The following is a 17,031-nucleotide window of genomic DNA, read 5'->3' as shown; positions in this document are numbered from 1 at the left end:
AGGATGGATGCCCGTTAGTAAAATTCTTTCAAAAGAAATAAAAACTGTCAGAGTATCACAGCACACCATAAAAAAGGAGTTAAAGAAATTTTGAGAAAACAATAGTATTTTAAAGATATTTGAATTATATAGAGGGAGGGATTTTATGAGAATACGGTTGGCTAACTTAAGCGATGTTCCTCGTATTGTTACGGTTCATGTTCATAGTTTGAAAGCATCTCATGCAGATTTTTTACCTGCAGATTTTTTGTCTGGTCTGGACGGAAATTATTCTACCGCTCGATTTAGGAAAGCATTAAACTTGCCGGAAAATAAAGAAAAGATCTATGTAGCGGAGGAAGAAGGGGCGGGCATTATTGGATTTGTATGGGGTGGCTTGGCACGTAAACAAAATTCTAACGATTCAGGTGAGATATATGCCATCTATATTTTAGAAGAATATCAAGGAAAAGGGATTGGGAAGAAGTTGGTCCAAACTTTGGCTGCAGGATTTTCAACAATGAAAATTAATACAATCATGGTTGATGTATTGGCTGATAATCTTCCATCATGTCAGTTCTATGAAGCGTTGGGCGGAGTGAAGATTGGAGAGGGGAGTTTCGAAGTTGCCGGGGTTAGATTAAAAGATATTACATATGCAATTAGTATAATGTAACTTGGAATAGAAACTATGGAGTGTCTTACAAAAGAAAGAAAAACTATGGTATCATCTTTATAACTGGAAAAGAAAGGATGGTAATTTTCATGCGCAAGATTTACTCTGTCCTATCATTGGTATTTTTCATTATAAGTGTTTTGCCAGTCATCGCAATTCAGGTTAATTATGATATGTTTACATTAGCTGTACTGGGATTAAACGGGCTTATTGGTGTGCTCATGCCTGCGATTTACAGCTTAATCAGCTTGATATTTGGTTTTATGGCGCGAAAAAAAGACCGAAGCTTGCTGCTTGTATTTGGTTTTATTATTTTATTGACCAATCTATCCCTGGCATTTGTGGGAGTCATTGGTTTTCAAAATCCTTAACGGAAACTTGTCCGGACCATATGATATAATAAACTGGTAATTTCATTAAAGGAGAATACTTATGAAAACGGAACTGAAAACAGAAAAAGAAAAGATGCTTGCAGGGGAAATGTACAGTCCGGAAGATCCGGAATTAGTGAAGGGTCGCGAAAGAGCAAGACGAATTGTAAGGTTATACAATCAGACAATGGAAACAGAAGAGGAAAAGCGGACGGAAATGTTAAAAGAATTGCTGGGATCAACTGGTGAAACAGTTCGGATGGAGCCGAATATCCGCTTTGATTATGGATCCAATACACATGTTGGGGAAAACTTTTTTGCTAATTTTGACTGCATTATTCTCGATGTTTGTGAAGTGCGGATTGGTGATAATTGTATGCTTGCACCTAGTGTGAGACTCTATACTGCCACCCATCCAATTGATCCTGTTGAGCGAAATTCTGGCAAAGAATTTGGAAAACCAATTACGATCGGTGACAATGTGTGGATTGGTGGAAGTTCGATCATTAATCCAGGTGTAACGATTGGAAACAATGTGGTCATTGGTTCAGGATCTGTTGTGACAAAAGATGTCCCGGATAATGTCGTCGTTGCCGGAAATCCTGCCAGAGTGATTAAGCACGTAGAAGTAAAATGAAGAAGATCATTCTGATTGGTTCAGGCGGATCAGGCAAGTCCACACTGGCACGTCAGTTGGGTGAAGCTTTACATATCGAAGTTTTTCATTTAGACGCAATGTTTTGGAAACCGAATTGGGTGGGAGTTAGTCGGGATGAACAGAAGAAAGTGCAACGTGAATTAGTAAAGCAAGACGAGTGGATTATTGATGGAAACTATGGAGGAACAATGGAAATCAGGCTCCAGGCTGCTGATACGATTATTTTTCTGGATATGCCTCGGTTGCTCTGTGTCTACAGGGCAATGAAAAGAATGCTGAAGTACCGGAACAAAACACGTCCAGATATGGGAGAAGGCTGCCCGGAACGATTGGATTTTCATTTTCTCAAGTGGATCTGGAATTACCCGAAAACGAAGCGGCCGCAGATTATGGAGAGGTTGGAGCAGCTGTCTCAAGAGAAGCAGGTGATTATTTTTCATTCACCAGCAGAAGTAAAGCGATTTCTTGAGACGCTTCGTTAGTTTTTTAAAATATGACCAGTTAGATAATAAGGTGCCGATAGAAAAGGACTGCTTAAAGTCCTTTTTTTGTTTTACCTAAATGGAGAACTGACGATATAACCGATATAGAAAAACACTTCACGCAGGAGGAATGGAACTTTGCTATGCCATGTTTTATAAGCAGAACTTTGAGTAGGTGATGAATATGCTTCCATACCAATATTTTTTGCCATCAGCATTGCTCTTTTCATATGCAGTGGGTCGCTGACAATGGCAAATGTGTGGAAGTTTTCCTCTAAGGCAATTTCGTTAGCGTATGTTAAGTTTTCTTCTGTGATGCTTGATTCGGTTTCCAATAAAATGTCATCAGCATTCACATTTTGCTTCATTGCATATTCCCTTGCAACCTCAGCTTCTGCAAATTTATCGCCTTCAGCCTTGCCGCCGGTGAAAATAATGTTATCAACATAATCATTTTCATACAGCCAGATAGCATGATTGATTCTTTCACGAAAAACAGGTGATGGCTCTTCTCCCCAAACAGCAGCCCCGAGGACCACTGCCACATCGGTTTTAACTAATTGAAGTTTGTTACTAAAAGTCCAGATTCTAAAAGCCGAAAAACTAATAAAAGCAAGGATCAGAACGATGATAATAATAGCAAGTTTAAATCTGAGTTTTTTGGTCAATTTCTATCAATCCTTTAAAGAGGAAGAGTTATTTATTAGAATCTAAAAATAACACCATCTGCTCTTCATCATAATACGTACCTTGAAATTTCAGTGCATTTTTTTCATATGCATACACATTGAAACCAAGGGATGTATACAGTTTTTTTGCCCGTTCATTTGTGGCTGCAACCGATAAATAGATTTGCTCTAATCCTGCTAATTGCTCAGCATGCTGCAGGGCTTTTTCTATTAGTTGTCTTCCATACCCTTCCCCCTGGTATGCGGACTGAATATAGAATGCCATAATCTTGGCGCGATGGTATAGTTTGATAAGTGACTCTCTGATTAATGTGATCATACCAACGAGTGATGTATCAACAAAAACGCCAAACGTCCAGCTGTTAGGTGTGTCCAAAAGCTGTTTATATTTTGTAATCGTAAGCTTTTCCTCTTCATCATAGCTGGCAGCAAAAGCAGTGGGGGAGTTGTGCAATGCGTCTAATCTCAGTCTACGGTATTTTGCTGCATCCTTTGGGGTTAGTTGGTTTATTTGCATGGAGATCAGTCCTTTATCGAAATTAATGAAGTTATCTACTTAGCTGAAACAACTATCGTGCTGAAATCTCGTATTAAAATACGCCAATCTTGAGTTGCATCAATGGTGATCATTGTTTCGTTTTCCTTTGCCCCGGCATCATTTATTACATAACCAAGTGCAAATTGATCAGTGGTAAACGTTATTTCTTCATCGTTTGTTTCTTCAAAAGGTCCATTCATTTGATAAATTTCCTTTACCGCCCAATTAGCGTCTGTTTGTCTGACATCTGCCACCCAACTATCTGAATCATTCATTGCTCCTCGAAAGGCAATCAATACCGCATCCTCGTTGAGCTGGTGGATGCCATATATTTCAATTTCTCTGTTTTCATGCGCTTCATCTATAAGAGATAATGCTTCTTCTGGTGTAGTCGCACTTTCCCCGCTGTTGCAGCCGAGAAGAACAAACAACAGGAACAAAGGTGTTAACCACTTCATAAGAAAATCCTCCCAATTACTATTTAATAGTAATATTATATCATCATTGTTAATTATTTGAAGTTAATTTTTTTCTTTCAGAATGAGGATCAGACTATTGTCATGTTATAGAACTCGAACAAGTTACTTTTACATGAAAAAAGTAATCATCATGAGTCATTTTCTCACACTATCCTGTCTTTTATTGATAGGTTTTGTCCCTTTTGCAAAAATAGACAGATTCTATTGTATGATATTTTATAAAATTACTATATTTGCGGAGGTGCAGCATGCTTTTAGGTATTATCGGCATTATTTTATTTATATCATCTTTTATTTATCTTGCTTTTCATTTTATAAAAAAACAGAAGGACAAAGAAAGAAACATCCCATTCAAAGTCTTTCTTTCATTGCTGGCTAGTGGATTTGTCCTGATTCTTCTTGGAGTAAGTTTTAGCGGCGAAAGTAATACAGCTCAACTAGAAGAACAGGAATTAAAGATAGAGGAACTTACAATAGAAAATGAGAACTTAAAGCAGGAGAACCTCACACTTACAGAGGAAGTTGAAAATCTTCAATCAGAAAAAACAAGAGTAGAACAGGAACTGGCAAGTAAAAATAGCGAATTTCAAACATTGAACGAAAAAGCATCCAACCACGCTTCTGAAGTAGATGATTTACATAACAAAATTGCGGAATTAATGACAACGATCGCACAAAAAGAGAAAGAAATCAGTACACTGAATGCCAATGCCGAGGAACAAGCAGTAACAACAAGTAAGGATGTTACCAGTTCTGCTAGTGAGAGTGATGTTTATTATAAAAACTGTACAGTGGCTCGTGATGCAGGAGCAGCTCCGGTGAGAACAGGGGATCCTGGATATGCTAGCCATTTAGATAGAGATGGAGACGGTGTGGGGTGTGAGTGATAGGGTTAGCAGGATGGTTTGGATTGGGCATGCTGCAGTTGTGAAAAACAACAAATCTCAGAGGAAGAAGAAAAATTTGTTGATAAAACAGAAATAAAGAACAAATCTTATTAAATCAGGCAGAGATTTGTTGATTAAAATGAAATAACCTTCCTGCACGAAAAATGTGCGGGAAGGTTATTATGCAACTATTATTGGTAAGCTTTTACACTTCTTCGGTAATTAACTAAGATCTGCACAAATTTGTATAGCCAAAATATCAATGCAACCAACAATAGTGGTCGAATTACACCGGCGAAGCTCCAGGAAACAAATCCTGTCTCCATTTCGATTGTATTTACATATAGTGCAACTGCTGAGATGACAATAATATAGATGCTCATCGCGAGATTCATATTAAACGCACGTTTGATTGCCTGTTTTTGTTCTTTTTTGTCATAAGAAAATTGCGGCACATCTTCTTCATTACTGTATGACATTGCCCAGATCGAATAATTAAGGATGGTGGAACTTGATGAGAATTTGAGCTTCCAGCCGACTTCTTGATGAATCGAAAAATATTGTGGCTGTACTTTATATTCAAAGGTACATTCATATTTGATGTGCCCTGGATCTGTTTTTCGAAAGGTGAACAAAGATGCTCTAACATGCACCAGTTCATATCCTTCTCGTGCTAATTGCTCCAGCCATTTGTTTGTTTTATCTGGTTGATACATCCAGCCTGGTTTGAACTTGCGTATCTTTTTACCTGTGGTTGGTGCCTCAATGGTTGCACCCATTTCTTTCATTTCGAATTTGCGATAGGATTTGAAAATGTATGTTGCCAGGATGGCAAGTGCGGCACCTTGTCCGATAAGGAGCATTAGTACTAGTGAACCTGGCTCATTAAAGGAGAAATCCCCTTCATTCCATAATAAAATCATCGAAATAAGAATAATCGGCAGATGTGTTGCCAGCTGAAAAATAGCTAATGCACTAGAGATATAGGCATGTCTGCGATTTCGTTTAAGAATAGAATCTCTGGAAGGATACAGCGTTATTGTCGATTCATCATTTTCAAGAAAAAGCCAATTCCCTGCAGAGAAAACGATATTCCATCCTTCATTCTGAAGTGTTTCGGGGATGGATGATTGGTTAGGGGAAAACTGTATCCGGTAATTTCGCCTCCTTTTCTCACCTTGTTCAAATGTAAATATTCTTGTCCAGTGATTGACATGGATAAGATGCCAGCCTTCTGCCGCCAAATCTGCAAGCCATTTTTCGGTTTGATTGACCTTGTAACTCCAAAACCATTTCACTTTTTTCCTTTTCATCGAAAATCCTCCTCATAACGTAATGCATGGGCATGGACTTCTTTTAAGCGTTCAATTTCCGCCTGAATCAGTTGCTTTCCTAATGAACTGATTTCATAAATTGTTTTTCTTTTTTCATCGGCATAAATGGTAATAACCTGATCACGCTGCATTTTGGTTATTGTTCCATAGATCGTACCAGATCCGAGTTTCAACCGCCCATTTGTCATTTCCTCCACACGTTTGATAATGCCGTAGCCATGCCGCGGCTCTGTTAGGGAAAGTAAAATGTAGAATGCTGTTTCTGTCATTGGTACGTATTTTTTTATGATCTTTTCCAAAAATAATCAACTCCTATGTCGTGGTGTGACATATATCATATTATGACTATATCACGGTGTGACATAGTTGGTCAAGATGATAAAGAAAAAAATGCGGCCTTTCCTGGAGAAAGACCACATTTTTATGTTAAAATAGCCCCAATAGGTAAATACAGGTGTTTAAGGAGGAGAATGGATATCCATTATAAAACCATTGATCGGGCTTTGTTTTCGAGTGTGTTTGTAGGAATTGTTGTTTTCATTAAGGAGTTTTATTTTCCAAGTTTACATTCGATTGTATCTATATTGATTACAGGGATTGCCGCGTTTGCTGGTTATGTACTTGCGAGCAAGCTCATTCCTGCCAGAGAGAAGGAAAAAAGACAGAAAGATTCTTTGTGACATTATTCGTATCCTATGGTAACAGTTAACTTGAAAAAATGCGTACTAATGCAACATTGTCCTGATAAACATCTCCTTCATATTCTTCTGTCGATAATTCAAAGGAATGACTGCCTTTCCTTCTAACGTTCCCTCTGTGTATTCTCATCTTTTATCCAGAAATCTCCTCATCCATAAATTGGCTCAATTTGTCGAAGAAAGTTCTTTACTAAATAAACATTCACGAACAATCCCGCGAATTTTTGCATAATCTGGACGTTTGCAGAGCACAACTCTTCCTATGCTGTCATAAGATAAAATGACTAAGTAATACCCTCTTATTTTAACGCCCTAAAGTCAGCAAGGAGGGGTTCACATTTGAAGGATAGTGACTACAAACCGAAGCAATTATTAACGAAGCGAGAAAGAGAAGTATTCGAATTACTTGTACAAGACAAAACAACGAAAGAAATCGCCCAGGAATTATTTATCTCGCAAAAAACGGTAAGGAATCATATTTCCAATGCGATGCAGAAGTTGGGTGTTAAGGGGCGCTCACAAGCTGTTGTGGAATTATTGCGAATGGGTGAGCTAGAGCTTTAATAATTTACTGAAGACCAGTTATCAACTGAGGGGGTAGCTGGTTTTTCTGTTTGAAGGGCTAAGAAGAATTTTACGAATCTATTAACCAAAAAAGACCAACAATCCAAAGATCATTGGCCTGCCAATCTATTAAACTTCAAATCTTCTCACATACTGCTGCAATTCTTCTGCCAGTTTCGCCAGTTCTTCAGAGCTTGCATTAACTTCCTGCATTGTACTTGCGGATTGCTGTGCTGATGCGGTGGTTTCTTCTACGCCGGCTGCGGATTCTTCGGCAACTGATGCGATTTCTTCAACACTTGTACTCATTTCCTGTGTACTTGCTGCAATTTCTGCCAATATTTCTGAGATATTTCTGATATTGCCGCCCATTTCATTAACAGAAGCAGTGATTTCCTGGAAAGTATGGCCTGTTTTCTCGATTTGATCTGTTCCTTTTTCCACTTCGACATATCCGTTTTGTAATGTACCGACAACACCTGATGTCTCTGACTGAATGCTGCCAACAATTTCGGTAATTTCCCCAACAGAATCGGATACTTGTTCTGCCAGTTTTCGAACTTCATCTGCTACAACTGCGAAGCCTTTGCCATGCTCGCCGGCACGTGCTGCTTCAATTGCGGCATTTAATGCTAATAAATTCGTTTGTTCAGCGATTTCTTCGATTACACCAACTAATTTTGTTACTTCTTTTGATTTATTGTCCAAGCCTTTGACACTAATAACAGAGTCTTTGATTAATTGATCAATCACACTCATTTGGCTAATGGAGGAAGCCATCATTTCACTGCCTTGTTCTGTTAAGTTCATCACCTTGTTGGATGATTCTGCCACAACGCCGCTTTGATTATATGATTGATCAACTTTTTGAACAAAACCGCTCATATTGTCTGCTAAATCACTTGCATGATTCGCCTGTGATTCCGCACCTGAGGACAATTCTTCCATTGTCGTGGAGATTTGTTCGGCACTTTGCATGACTTCATTGGATGATTGCGTTAATTCCTCGCTCGAACCTAACACTCTGTCAGATGCGTTGGTTACAGAGGTGATCAGTTCTTTTAACTGGCCTTGCATTTCATTGGTGGCATGGACCAGGTCCCCAATTTCATCTTTTCGTTTGCTTGTAAGGGCATCACCACGTAATTTTCCTTGGGCAATCTCTCGTAATCGATTAGACAACTTCTTCATTGGGCTTCCGATGGCACGACCCATAAAGATACCGATTATAATGGCGATAATGGTTGCGATAAGACTAAAGATAATAATAGCGTATTGGATTTGCTTATATGTGTTATTACTTTCCTGGTAAAATTGTTCACCAACTGTGTCCGATAATTCTTTTAGTTCCGTGATATCATTCTTTGCCGCTTGAAATGCGACACCACCTCGTTCTAAACCTTCCAGTGTGATTTCATACTGTTCTGCGTCTAATGTTACTGTGTTTTGTTGCACGATTTCTGAAAAAGATGCCCAGTTTTCCTGAAAGTGAACAAAAGGTTCTAATTCTTGTACATACCCAAATTGAGAGTATTCTTCCAGTATTTGATTAAGTTCCTCGATGTTAGCTAAAGCATTTTGCCCTCTGCTTGGGTCTTCCATGGCCACACCTGAGATCATCTGAACCCTTGTGTCCTCCATTAATTGAACCATTTCAAGTAAATAGGTTATCGACTTTACTCCATCATAATACATACTTTCTGTATTACCATTACTTGTCTTCATTCCAGTAAGTGCGAATAATCCCAATCCGATAACTATAACTGCCAAGATCATGTACGATAAGACTAATTTCCCGGTTATTTTCATGCTGCTTCCCCCCGTTATTTTTATTTATCTCTTGTAAAAATGATAAGAAGTTACTTCAGGGCAGAAGCAGCCATTTTATCATTCATCATTTATATCGACATATTTATACAAATTTTGAGAGCGAATTTACATTTATTTTTGGGATAGCATGTGCTGATGGAAAAGTAAATTATATCGATAAGCCTGAGCTGGCAGAAGGTACTGTAATTCAACTGTGTAGCATTAAATGCTCCTTTTAATCAAAAACTTACAAAGCAAGCAGACTACACAGCGTGGAATGTAGCGAAATACTCTAGGAAGACTGAAGTAATAGGGGAAGTAATCTTAAATTATAAATCAGTTAAGTTATCTTTTGAAAGTAAAGATGAATTAAGATTGATTGTTAACATAAAGGTTATCTTCTTCGTGTTTGATTAATGCAAATAATTAATTAACATGAAACTATAATACTATATTTAGATAAATAATAATCATGTATTGCTTAATGCGGAAAACAATATTGAAACGTTAGGTAAATCTTGCTTATAATGGGATTGTATTCTATTGGCCAATAGTTTTACAAAGTGATTAAGATAATTATTAATCTAAATATTAGTCGAGAGGATGTATGTTATGCGTGCAAAACTGACAATTATGCTAGCGTTTACACTTTTCCTGATTGGTGGATTATTTGCAGAATCGGCAGAAGCGGCAACCTTTGATCCTAGTAAAAGTTATAAGATTATTAACAGATTCAGTGGAAAGGCTCTAGAAGTATACGACTGGTCTACCTCTGATGGTGGAAATATTGTTCAGTATGATGACCATGGCGGATTAAATCAGCAATGGAGAATGATCGATGTTGGGGAAGGATATCACAAAATAGTAAACCTTCACAGTATGAAAGCAATGGAAGTGCATAATTGGTCAACGGATGACGGGGCAAATGTCAGCCAGTGGTATGACTGGAATGCAGCAAGTCAGCAATGGGCAGTAGAAGATGCAGGCAATGGCTATTTCAAAATTATTAACAGACATAGCGGCAAGGCGCTTGAAGTATTTGACTGGTCCACTGCAAATGGGGGAAATGTGGTCCAGTGGAATGACTGGGGCGGCGAAAGTCAGCAATGGCGTATTGTGGAAGTGCCGCCAAGTGATACCATTACGGTTAATGAAACAATTGTGGTGGAAGCAGGCGAGACATTTGATGGGCAAGGCAGAAGATATGTGGCCAATCCAGACACCATTGGGGATGGAGGCCAATCAGAAAGTCAGGATTCCATATTTAAACTAGAAGATGGTGCTACATTGAAAAATGTTGTGATTGGGGATCCGGCAGCAGATGGTGTGCATACTTACGGTGATGTTTTAGTGCAGAACGTTGTCTGGGAGGATATAGGAGAAGATGCGCTAACAATTAAGGATGAAGGTCATGTCACGCTCAGAGGTGGTATGGCACAAAACGGCAGTGATAAAGTATTCCAAGTGAATGCACCATCAACATTTGAAATTGTTAACTTTACCGCTCGTAATGCTGGGAAAATGATCCGGCAAAATGGCGGTTCTACATTTAAAACAAGCATCATTATTGATGGCAGTGTCATAACAGACATGAACGAAGCAATTTTTCGAACAGACAGCGATTCGAGTGAAGTTACGATGACCAATACAAGATATTCTGATGTTGGGCGAAAATGGTACAATGTCGAGAATGTATCGGAAAGTGGTAACTACGAATTTTAGAGGGAAGAGAAAGTGCCTAGATCTGACTAGGCACTTTTTTTCTTTGCGTTTTTTTCTTTATCGTCGTCAAAAACAAACTCAAGCACACTCAAGAGCAGTGCTACGATCAGCTCTGTCTTTAATGAAAGAGTGATGCTGTTCATAAACTCATCGACTGTAAACAAAATGATCCAGTTTGTTGCACCTTCGAATAGAAGGCGGATAAAAAATCGTGCTGCTTTTCCAGTTACATTGCGGACGGTCATTTTGTATATCACTTTTGCAAACAATTCGATAATGAGGCCGACAAAAAAGTAGATGAATACAAAAATGGCCAATGACCAGAGTGAATCATACTGAACCCCAAGCACTTGAAAGATCCCGGCAAGACCAAAGAAAAGCACACCTAAAACAAAACCAACAGCTAGGATAATTAGCAATGCGATAAGGATAACGGTAAGGCTCTTTTCTTTTTTATTCATATCGCGAAATGAATCATTATTTTCTTCAGACATAGAATCCCCCGAGTAAAAATATGGTTTTCTATAATCATAGCATAGAAATTCAAATTGGAGGTCATATTCCGATTGCCTCTCCAGAGAAAGAGCAGTGGACAGACTACTCTTTCTCATAGGTCAACTACTATGCATCTAACGATTATTCCGATTTCTTCTTAAACAGGAACAAATAGCTACCATGTGCCACGAGAATAACCAACCATACCATAGTGATAAACAGGCCTGATTTTTCATGATAAAACCATATCTTCCCTTCCTGAATGGACTGTTTCATGCCGGAGAAAAATGGAATATCAGCATCCACTGCCAATAGCACATTTACCAGAATGTGAACAATGACAAATAACGTTAAATGTTTGAAAAAGTCCGCACGGGTGCCCATTTCCTCAAGTAAATTCATGCTTTATCATTCTCCTTCAAGTGAGTCAGAATTTCGTCAACAAATGATATAAGTTCTTTATCTAAATAAAGTACAACTTGTTTTTCTTGGTCAATGGAATCAATAAAATGAAAGTACTTCTCTTGCAGTTCTATATTACCTAAAAACCAGCTTGACATACAATCTCGCCATTTTTTGGCAAGTTCTTGTGCTTGAGGGGAATGTGGAGGAAGATACATTTTCTTCCTGGTTTCTTTGACAAATTGTATGGCAATTTGAATGCGCGGATCATCACTGCCGACTAAAGGAAGCTGTTTAAGAATAGTTATTTCCTGCTCATTAAAATAATCGGCAGGGAAAGTAGCTGGAATTTCTCCATCAGCAAAATCAGGACTATCCAACCTTTTGATTAATTGGAAAATATGGTCCTCGTTATAATGACCAGAAATATCTATCACTTGCGACATACTTCTGAGGATAAATTGCTTTCGTTGTAGTGCGTCAATTTTCTTTGAGGCAAAGTCTATTTGTTCCTGTAATGAGTGAAGCCAGGCATCCTCTTGGGATTGAGTTTGGACATTCCCTTTGTCAAAGATTTCTTTGATCTGTTGTAAGGAATAATCCATCGATTTTAGTGCAACGATCGTTTGAAGCTTAATGATGTCATCCTTGCTGTAGTAACGATAGCCATTTTCTTTGACAATAGTTGGTTTCAACAGATTGATTTCATCATAGTAATGCAAAGTTCGTCGGCTGATATTCACTTTTTTAATTAATTCGCCAATTGAATAGATTTGATCTCAACTCCTTTTAAAAAAATAACACTTGAGAGGCATTGGCAGCTAACCATAATCCGGCAATACATGTAATCAAGCTGAGTGCTTCACTTGCAAATGGTTCCACTTTCCTGCTTACCATATTCAAAATAGGTTTTGCCTTTTGTCCTGCTGCCGCTTTGATAGTTAACAAGATTAACGCAGGGGCAATCATGATGAAACAATAGACTGCGAGCATTGGCAGCCACTGGATTATGGGAAGGTTATTTGACGTGATCATCCCAATAGCAGCAAGGAAAGGAAGCATGGTTGCAGCTTCGAGTACTGCTACGGTGATTCCTAAACTGATCATCGATTTGTACGTGTTGTGCGGCTTTACACGTGACAGTTTATTCTGTCTCTTTGGCTTGGAATCGAGCCATAAACTCACCATGACAAGTAATATTCCTGCACCAAATTGAATATACGGAGCAAACTTCAGCTCATTCCATCTTCCTATCCATGTCTGAATCATTACTTCCAATCCATAGATAAGACCGACACCTAAAATGAAGTAAAAGCTTGAAACTGTCATAAGATAGATCAAAATTTTAGGTGATGAAAAGCCGGTTTTAGAAAGCAGTAAGTAAATGGTAATCAGAATAGATGCGAAACTGAGACTGTCTAACAGCGCTAATCCACTTATGGTAAGCCACATAGGTTATCCTCCAAATAAATGTTATATGATAATTTATAACATTTACGTTAACGTAGAGGTCAATCAAAAATAAAAATAAGGAGAGCTTGGGGATGCTCTCCTTATTTATATGTTTCCGTTTGCTTCATCAGGGGCAGTGTCTGCAATAACATTGAGCTTAACATTGTGCTCCAGAAGTGCCTTTAGCGCACAGAGAACCATTGTATAACCTCCCATTGAACCGATTGCATAGTTAACCATCTCGTCACCGTTTCCAGGAAAACCTGATTGTGTGATGGAAACAAAAGTGTCATTCTCTGATCTTGCAGTGAAATTCCACTCTGTAATGGTTTTGTCAGCTGACTGTATACGGATAGCCTTGTTTGGCTCCACCTTCTCTACATAAATATCATCAGCTACACCATACATTTCCCATTCCCACCTAATCTGCTTTCCCTGTTCCAATCTGCCGCTGCTTTTCGTAAACCAGAATTGGGTCGTTACTTCCGGGTCAACAAATGCTTCGAATACCTCATTTATCGGCCTGCGGATAAGCATTTCTGACTTTATTTCTGGTTTCTGATTTAATGTGAGCATTAGGTTACTCCTTTCAGTTTTCGTCTTGTGTAATCGTCGAGCTTTCATTGGATTATATCAAATTTTCAATGTAATGGAAAATTGAAGCTGTAGAAAGCTGTGTATCAACCTGTTTTCCACTCATAACTCGAAAGAATCCTCTGATATAAAAAACGCCCAATGAAGAGCATTTTTTCTTATACTAGCTTTAATTTGCCATTCTGAAAGTGGAGAAGTATTTCCAGTGGAGAGAAACCCTATCTTCTCGAAGAAAACCAAAGGGATCAGAGGTTCATAGCATCAAAACAGAGGAGAGCCGGGAGAGTTATGCAGTTATGAAGGCATCATAGCGTCAAAACAGAAGAAAGCCAGACGAGTTATGCAGTTGAAATAACAATATATACCAAAAACTTTCCCGCAATGTGTCATGCAGCTGCTAGCCGTGCTGAATGGTTAGGTTTTTTGACTAATCTCCCCCAATCACCTATAATTGATGATCTGTTCTTAAAAATGAGAATAATTTATAAGTTAAGGCAAATAAGGACATTAATAATAATAAATGACATAAAAAAGTAACACTTATGTGGATTTATTCTAGGAGGAAAATGATGGATGAACAGACGGAAAAGAGGAAGAGGCTGGATTGGGTTACATTTAGTATAAGCGGGGGACTGCTTGTGCTGTTCGTTATTGCTGCTATTCTTAATCAAAACTTAGTGGGGCAATGGATCAATGATTCATTCTCTTTTACAGCGAAATATTTTGGTGCCTATTGGCAAGTGTTATTGCTTGTGATGTTTGTGATTGGCTTGATCTTAGCGTTTAGTAAATATGGAAAAGTAAGGCTTGGTAAGCTGGACAAGCCGGAGAACAGTAATTTTCGCTGGATTGCACTGATTTTATGTACACTTTTAGCTAGTGGGGGTGTTTTTTGGGCAGCAGCTGGTCCCATGTATCACTTTTTGACAACCCCGCCTTTATTTCAAGGTATTGAAGAAGGAACAATGACAGCTGCATTTCCTGCAATGGCCCAGAGTTATTTTCACTGGGGTTTTACAGCATGGGCAAGCTTGGGTACTTTGACGACGATTGTACTGATGTATGCACATTACCACAAAGGCTATCCACTTAAGCCGCGTACCTTTTTATATCCGATGTTTGGTGAGAAAATTTTCAAAAATAGTGTGCTTGGCTCATTTGCTGATATTGTTTCGATTATTGCAACAGCAGCGGGCACGATTGGACCGATCGGCTTTCTCGGCTTGCAGGTTGGTTATGGGCTCGAAGCTGTGTTTGGCATTCCGAATACATTAACGACTCAGGCTTTGATTATTATCTTTTTAGCAGTGATTGCGTCGATTTCGGCAGCGACCGGTGTGGAGCGCGGGATTCAGTGGCTGAGCCGGATCAATGTTGGCCTTGTCGTTATTTTAATGGTTGCCATGTTAATTCTGGGGCCAACAATGTTTATTATTGATTTATTTCTTGGTTCAGAAGCATTTTACCTGCAAAATTTTCTTAGCATGAGTTTGTATCGTGTCGATCAGGCCTGGCTTGGTTCCTGGACAATTTTTTTCTGGGGCTGGTTTATTGGCTATGGTCCGATGATGGCAATGTTTATCAGTCGAATCTCAAGGGGAAGAACGATCAGGGAATTGATTATCGCAGTTTCCATAATTGCACCGATTGTCAGCAATATTTGGTTTACGGTCGTTGGCGGCAGCGGAATTTTTTATGAAATGGAACAGCCTGGCGCTATCGGCACAGCCCTGAATGAAAGTGGCATGCCGGCAGCGGTGATGGCGATCATGAACCAGATCCCGCTCGGAATTGTGCTGGCGGTTGGCTTTATTATTGTATCGGTTATCTTTGTTGCCACAACGGCGGATTCGATGTCTTATACGGTTGCGGTGACATTGAGCGGTACAGACGAGCCGAATCGATTAACTCGCGTCTTTTGGGCGCTGATGTTTGGCGTTGTTGCAGTTGCCTTGTTGGCGATTGGCGAGGAAACGGTAGGTATGCTGCAAAACTTTATAGTCGTGACAGCTGCGCCAGTATCCTTGCTCTTGCTCCCATCACTATGGGATGCACCGAGGATTGCTAAAAAGTTGGCGAAAGAACAGAAGATTGTGAAGAAAGAATGATGGAGAGCTGCCCTTAGGATTGGGCGGCTTTTTCTTACCTCATTAGCTTTTTGTTGTGTTGCTCACTGGGAACAATAAAAAAAGACCTCTCTATTTGTACTGGTAGCAACTTGGAGAGGTCTAATAAAATTTTTGTGAAACCACTTAACCATATATCCTATAGTTGTAGCGATTAGTCTGCAAGTAGCTTATTTCTTTCGTTTGCTAATTAAGCCCTGATCATAAAAATAATAACCCACGCTTAAAATCTTCCGCCTGATGCTATACCCTTTGGAGCGATTTTTTCCATTTCTGCCAAATCTTCTTTCGTTAACTTTACTTCTAAAGCACCCAGATTTTCTTGTACACGTTCTAAACGCTTAGTTCCTGGTATTGGTACGATTTGATCCCCTTGAGCTAGCAACCATGCCAATGCAAGCTGGGCAGTCGTACATCCTTTTTTATTGGCGAATTCTTCTATTAGCGAAGCGGCTTTCACATTCTTCTCAAAATGCTCCCCTTGAAAGCGGGTAAACATTTGATGAGGATAACTCTCTGAGAGATCTTCCAACTCTTTAATGTTCCCTGTCAGAAAACCTCTTCCTAAAGGACTGTATGGAACAAAGCCAATCCCTAGTTCCCATAATGCTGGTAAGATATCATCCTCCACATCCCTCGTCCACAAAGAATATTCCGTTTGTACCGCAGTAATTGGATGTACAGTATGGGCACGGCGGATAATATCAACAGGTGCTTCAGAGAGACCGATATATCGGATTTTACCTTGCTTGACCAATTCAGCAAGTGTGCCAACTGTTTCTTCAATTGGTGTGTCAGGATCAAGCCTATGTTGATAATAAAGATCAATGTAGTCAATTCCCAGGCTATATAAGCTGGCATCAACGGATTTTTTGATATAGGCAGGATCTCCTTTGATCCCTTGATTGTGGGTTGTACCAAATTTTGTTGCAATGACAGCCTCACCACGACGTCCTTTTAGTGCCTTGCCTAAAAGCTTTTCATTATCTCCAAATCTGTGCTCCAGAAAGCCTTCATTTCCATAAATATCAGCGGTATCGAATAATGTGACTCCTTGATCCAATGCACCGTTAATC

At 39.1% G+C, this 17,031-nt stretch carries 21 protein-coding genes and 1 pseudogene; 10 read left to right on the top strand and 12 right to left on the bottom strand.

Annotated elements, in window-relative coordinates:
- Positions 1 to 145: 145 nt before the first annotated feature.
- The 4 genes from F9U64_RS21075 to F9U64_RS21060 all read left to right on the top strand — a co-directional run bounded on the left by F9U64_RS21075 (position 146) and on the right by F9U64_RS21060 (position 2,166).
- Positions 146 to 655 (top strand): GNAT family N-acetyltransferase, encoded by a 510-nt coding sequence (locus tag F9U64_RS21075; RefSeq protein ID WP_153406863.1) that lies wholly within the window; start codon positions 146 to 148, stop codon positions 653 to 655.
- An 89-nt stretch (positions 656 to 744) separates the two neighbouring features.
- The gene (locus F9U64_RS21070; RefSeq protein ID WP_153406862.1) at positions 745 to 1,026 is read left to right on the top strand and encodes a hypothetical protein; all 282 of its coding nucleotides are present in this window, start codon (positions 745 to 747) and stop codon (positions 1,024 to 1,026) included.
- Between the two features lie 73 nt (positions 1,027 to 1,099).
- A complete protein-coding gene (locus F9U64_RS21065) occupies positions 1,100 to 1,663 on the top strand; it encodes a sugar O-acetyltransferase (protein WP_153406868.1) in 564 nt (187 codons plus the stop codon).
- A complete protein-coding gene (locus F9U64_RS21060) occupies positions 1,660 to 2,166 on the top strand; it encodes a DNA topology modulation protein (protein ID WP_153406861.1) in 507 nt (168 codons plus the stop codon). The genes F9U64_RS21065 and F9U64_RS21060 overlap by 4 nt, the downstream gene beginning before the upstream one ends.
- A gap of 71 nt (positions 2,167 to 2,237) precedes the next feature.
- Here the strand turns inward: F9U64_RS21060 and F9U64_RS21055 are convergent, their stop codons facing one another.
- Genes F9U64_RS21055 through F9U64_RS21045 form a run of 3 tightly spaced genes read right to left on the bottom strand, consistent with a single transcriptional unit; the run spans position 2,238 to position 3,851 of the window.
- Positions 2,238 to 2,834: a YdcF family protein gene (locus F9U64_RS21055; protein ID WP_153406860.1), complete on the bottom strand. Its 597-nt coding sequence runs from the start codon at positions 2,832 to 2,834 to the stop codon at positions 2,238 to 2,240.
- A 28-nt stretch (positions 2,835 to 2,862) separates the two neighbouring features.
- A complete protein-coding gene (locus F9U64_RS21050; RefSeq protein WP_153406859.1) occupies positions 2,863 to 3,372 on the bottom strand; it encodes a GNAT family N-acetyltransferase in 510 nt (169 codons plus the stop codon).
- 35 nt (positions 3,373 to 3,407) lie between these two features.
- On the bottom strand, positions 3,408 to 3,851 hold the full coding sequence (locus F9U64_RS21045; RefSeq protein ID WP_153406858.1) for a hypothetical protein: 444 nt from the start codon (positions 3,849 to 3,851) through the stop codon (positions 3,408 to 3,410).
- A 269-nt stretch (positions 3,852 to 4,120) separates the two neighbouring features.
- Here F9U64_RS21045 and F9U64_RS21040 point away from each other — a divergent pair, with 269 nt between their 5' ends.
- Entirely contained in the window at positions 4,121 to 4,759 is a 639-nt protein-coding gene (locus F9U64_RS21040; protein ID WP_153406867.1) for an excalibur calcium-binding domain-containing protein, read from the top strand.
- Positions 4,760 to 4,950: 191 nt separating this feature from the next.
- On the opposite strand, the gene F9U64_RS21035 is transcribed toward F9U64_RS21040, so the two are convergent.
- Entirely contained in the window at positions 4,951 to 6,072 is a 1,122-nt protein-coding gene (locus F9U64_RS21035; protein WP_153406857.1) for a DUF2812 domain-containing protein, read from the bottom strand.
- Positions 6,069 to 6,362, bottom strand: coding sequence for a PadR family transcriptional regulator (locus F9U64_RS21030; protein ID WP_153406866.1), 294 nt, complete (start codon positions 6,360 to 6,362; stop codon positions 6,069 to 6,071). Before F9U64_RS21030 ends, F9U64_RS21035 begins: the two co-directional genes overlap by 4 nt.
- A 201-nt stretch (positions 6,363 to 6,563) precedes the next feature.
- On the opposite strand from F9U64_RS21030, the gene F9U64_RS21025 reads away from it, so the two are divergent.
- Complete coding sequence (locus tag F9U64_RS21025; protein ID WP_153406856.1) at positions 6,564 to 6,773, top strand: hypothetical protein; 210 nt, start codon at positions 6,564 to 6,566, stop codon at positions 6,771 to 6,773.
- A gap of 357 nt (positions 6,774 to 7,130) precedes the next feature.
- Positions 7,131 to 7,355, top strand: coding sequence for a helix-turn-helix domain-containing protein (locus F9U64_RS21020; protein ID WP_153406855.1), 225 nt, complete (start codon positions 7,131 to 7,133; stop codon positions 7,353 to 7,355).
- 129 nt (positions 7,356 to 7,484) lie between these two features.
- Here the strand turns inward: F9U64_RS21020 and F9U64_RS21015 are convergent, their stop codons facing one another.
- Positions 7,485 to 9,164: a methyl-accepting chemotaxis protein gene (locus tag F9U64_RS21015; RefSeq protein WP_153406854.1), complete on the bottom strand. Its 1,680-nt coding sequence runs from the start codon at positions 9,162 to 9,164 to the stop codon at positions 7,485 to 7,487.
- Positions 9,165 to 9,767: 603 nt separating this feature from the next.
- Between F9U64_RS21015 and F9U64_RS23445 the strand changes: the two are divergent.
- Together F9U64_RS23445 and F9U64_RS23440 are read left to right on the top strand one after the other, a co-directional pair.
- A pseudogene (locus F9U64_RS23445) lies at positions 9,768 to 10,283 on the top strand (RICIN domain-containing protein); the annotation flags it as partial.
- The gene (locus tag F9U64_RS23440; protein ID WP_407647355.1) at positions 10,281 to 10,886 is read left to right on the top strand and encodes a pectate lyase; all 606 of its coding nucleotides are present in this window, start codon (positions 10,281 to 10,283) and stop codon (positions 10,884 to 10,886) included. The pseudogene F9U64_RS23445 and the gene F9U64_RS23440, both read left to right, overlap by 3 nt.
- 26 nt (positions 10,887 to 10,912) lie before the next feature.
- On the opposite strand, the gene F9U64_RS21005 is transcribed toward F9U64_RS23440, so the two are convergent.
- The 5 genes from F9U64_RS21005 to F9U64_RS20985 all read right to left on the bottom strand — a co-directional run bounded on the left by F9U64_RS21005 (position 10,913) and on the right by F9U64_RS20985 (position 13,811).
- Positions 10,913 to 11,380, bottom strand: coding sequence for a regulatory YrvL family protein (locus F9U64_RS21005; RefSeq protein ID WP_153406852.1), 468 nt, complete (start codon positions 11,378 to 11,380; stop codon positions 10,913 to 10,915).
- Between the two features lie 142 nt (positions 11,381 to 11,522).
- A complete protein-coding gene (locus F9U64_RS21000) occupies positions 11,523 to 11,783 on the bottom strand; it encodes a 2TM domain-containing protein (protein WP_153406851.1) in 261 nt (86 codons plus the stop codon).
- Complete coding sequence (locus F9U64_RS20995; RefSeq protein WP_228275829.1) at positions 11,780 to 12,547, bottom strand: MerR family transcriptional regulator; 768 nt, start codon at positions 12,545 to 12,547, stop codon at positions 11,780 to 11,782. The genes F9U64_RS21000 and F9U64_RS20995 overlap by 4 nt, the downstream gene beginning before the upstream one ends.
- A gap of 25 nt (positions 12,548 to 12,572) precedes the next feature.
- A complete protein-coding gene (locus F9U64_RS20990) occupies positions 12,573 to 13,235 on the bottom strand; it encodes a GAP family protein (protein ID WP_153406849.1) in 663 nt (220 codons plus the stop codon).
- A gap of 105 nt (positions 13,236 to 13,340) precedes the next feature.
- Positions 13,341 to 13,811: an SRPBCC family protein gene (locus tag F9U64_RS20985; protein WP_153406848.1), complete on the bottom strand. Its 471-nt coding sequence runs from the start codon at positions 13,809 to 13,811 to the stop codon at positions 13,341 to 13,343.
- A 587-nt stretch (positions 13,812 to 14,398) separates the two neighbouring features.
- Here F9U64_RS20985 and F9U64_RS20980 point away from each other — a divergent pair.
- Positions 14,399 to 15,937, top strand: a complete 1,539-nt coding sequence (locus F9U64_RS20980; RefSeq protein ID WP_153406847.1) for a BCCT family transporter — start codon at positions 14,399 to 14,401, stop codon at positions 15,935 to 15,937.
- A 241-nt stretch (positions 15,938 to 16,178) separates the two neighbouring features.
- On the opposite strand, the gene F9U64_RS20975 is transcribed toward F9U64_RS20980, so the two are convergent.
- A partial coding sequence (locus F9U64_RS20975; protein ID WP_228275828.1) for an aldo/keto reductase occupies positions 16,179 to 17,031 on the bottom strand: 853 nt, incomplete at its 5' end.

Source organism: Gracilibacillus oryzae (assembly GCF_009498735.1).
Taxonomy (GTDB): Bacteria; Bacillota; Bacilli; order Bacillales; family Amphibacillaceae; genus Gracilibacillus; species Gracilibacillus oryzae.
This window is presented reverse-complemented; position numbering and strand designations above follow the sequence as displayed.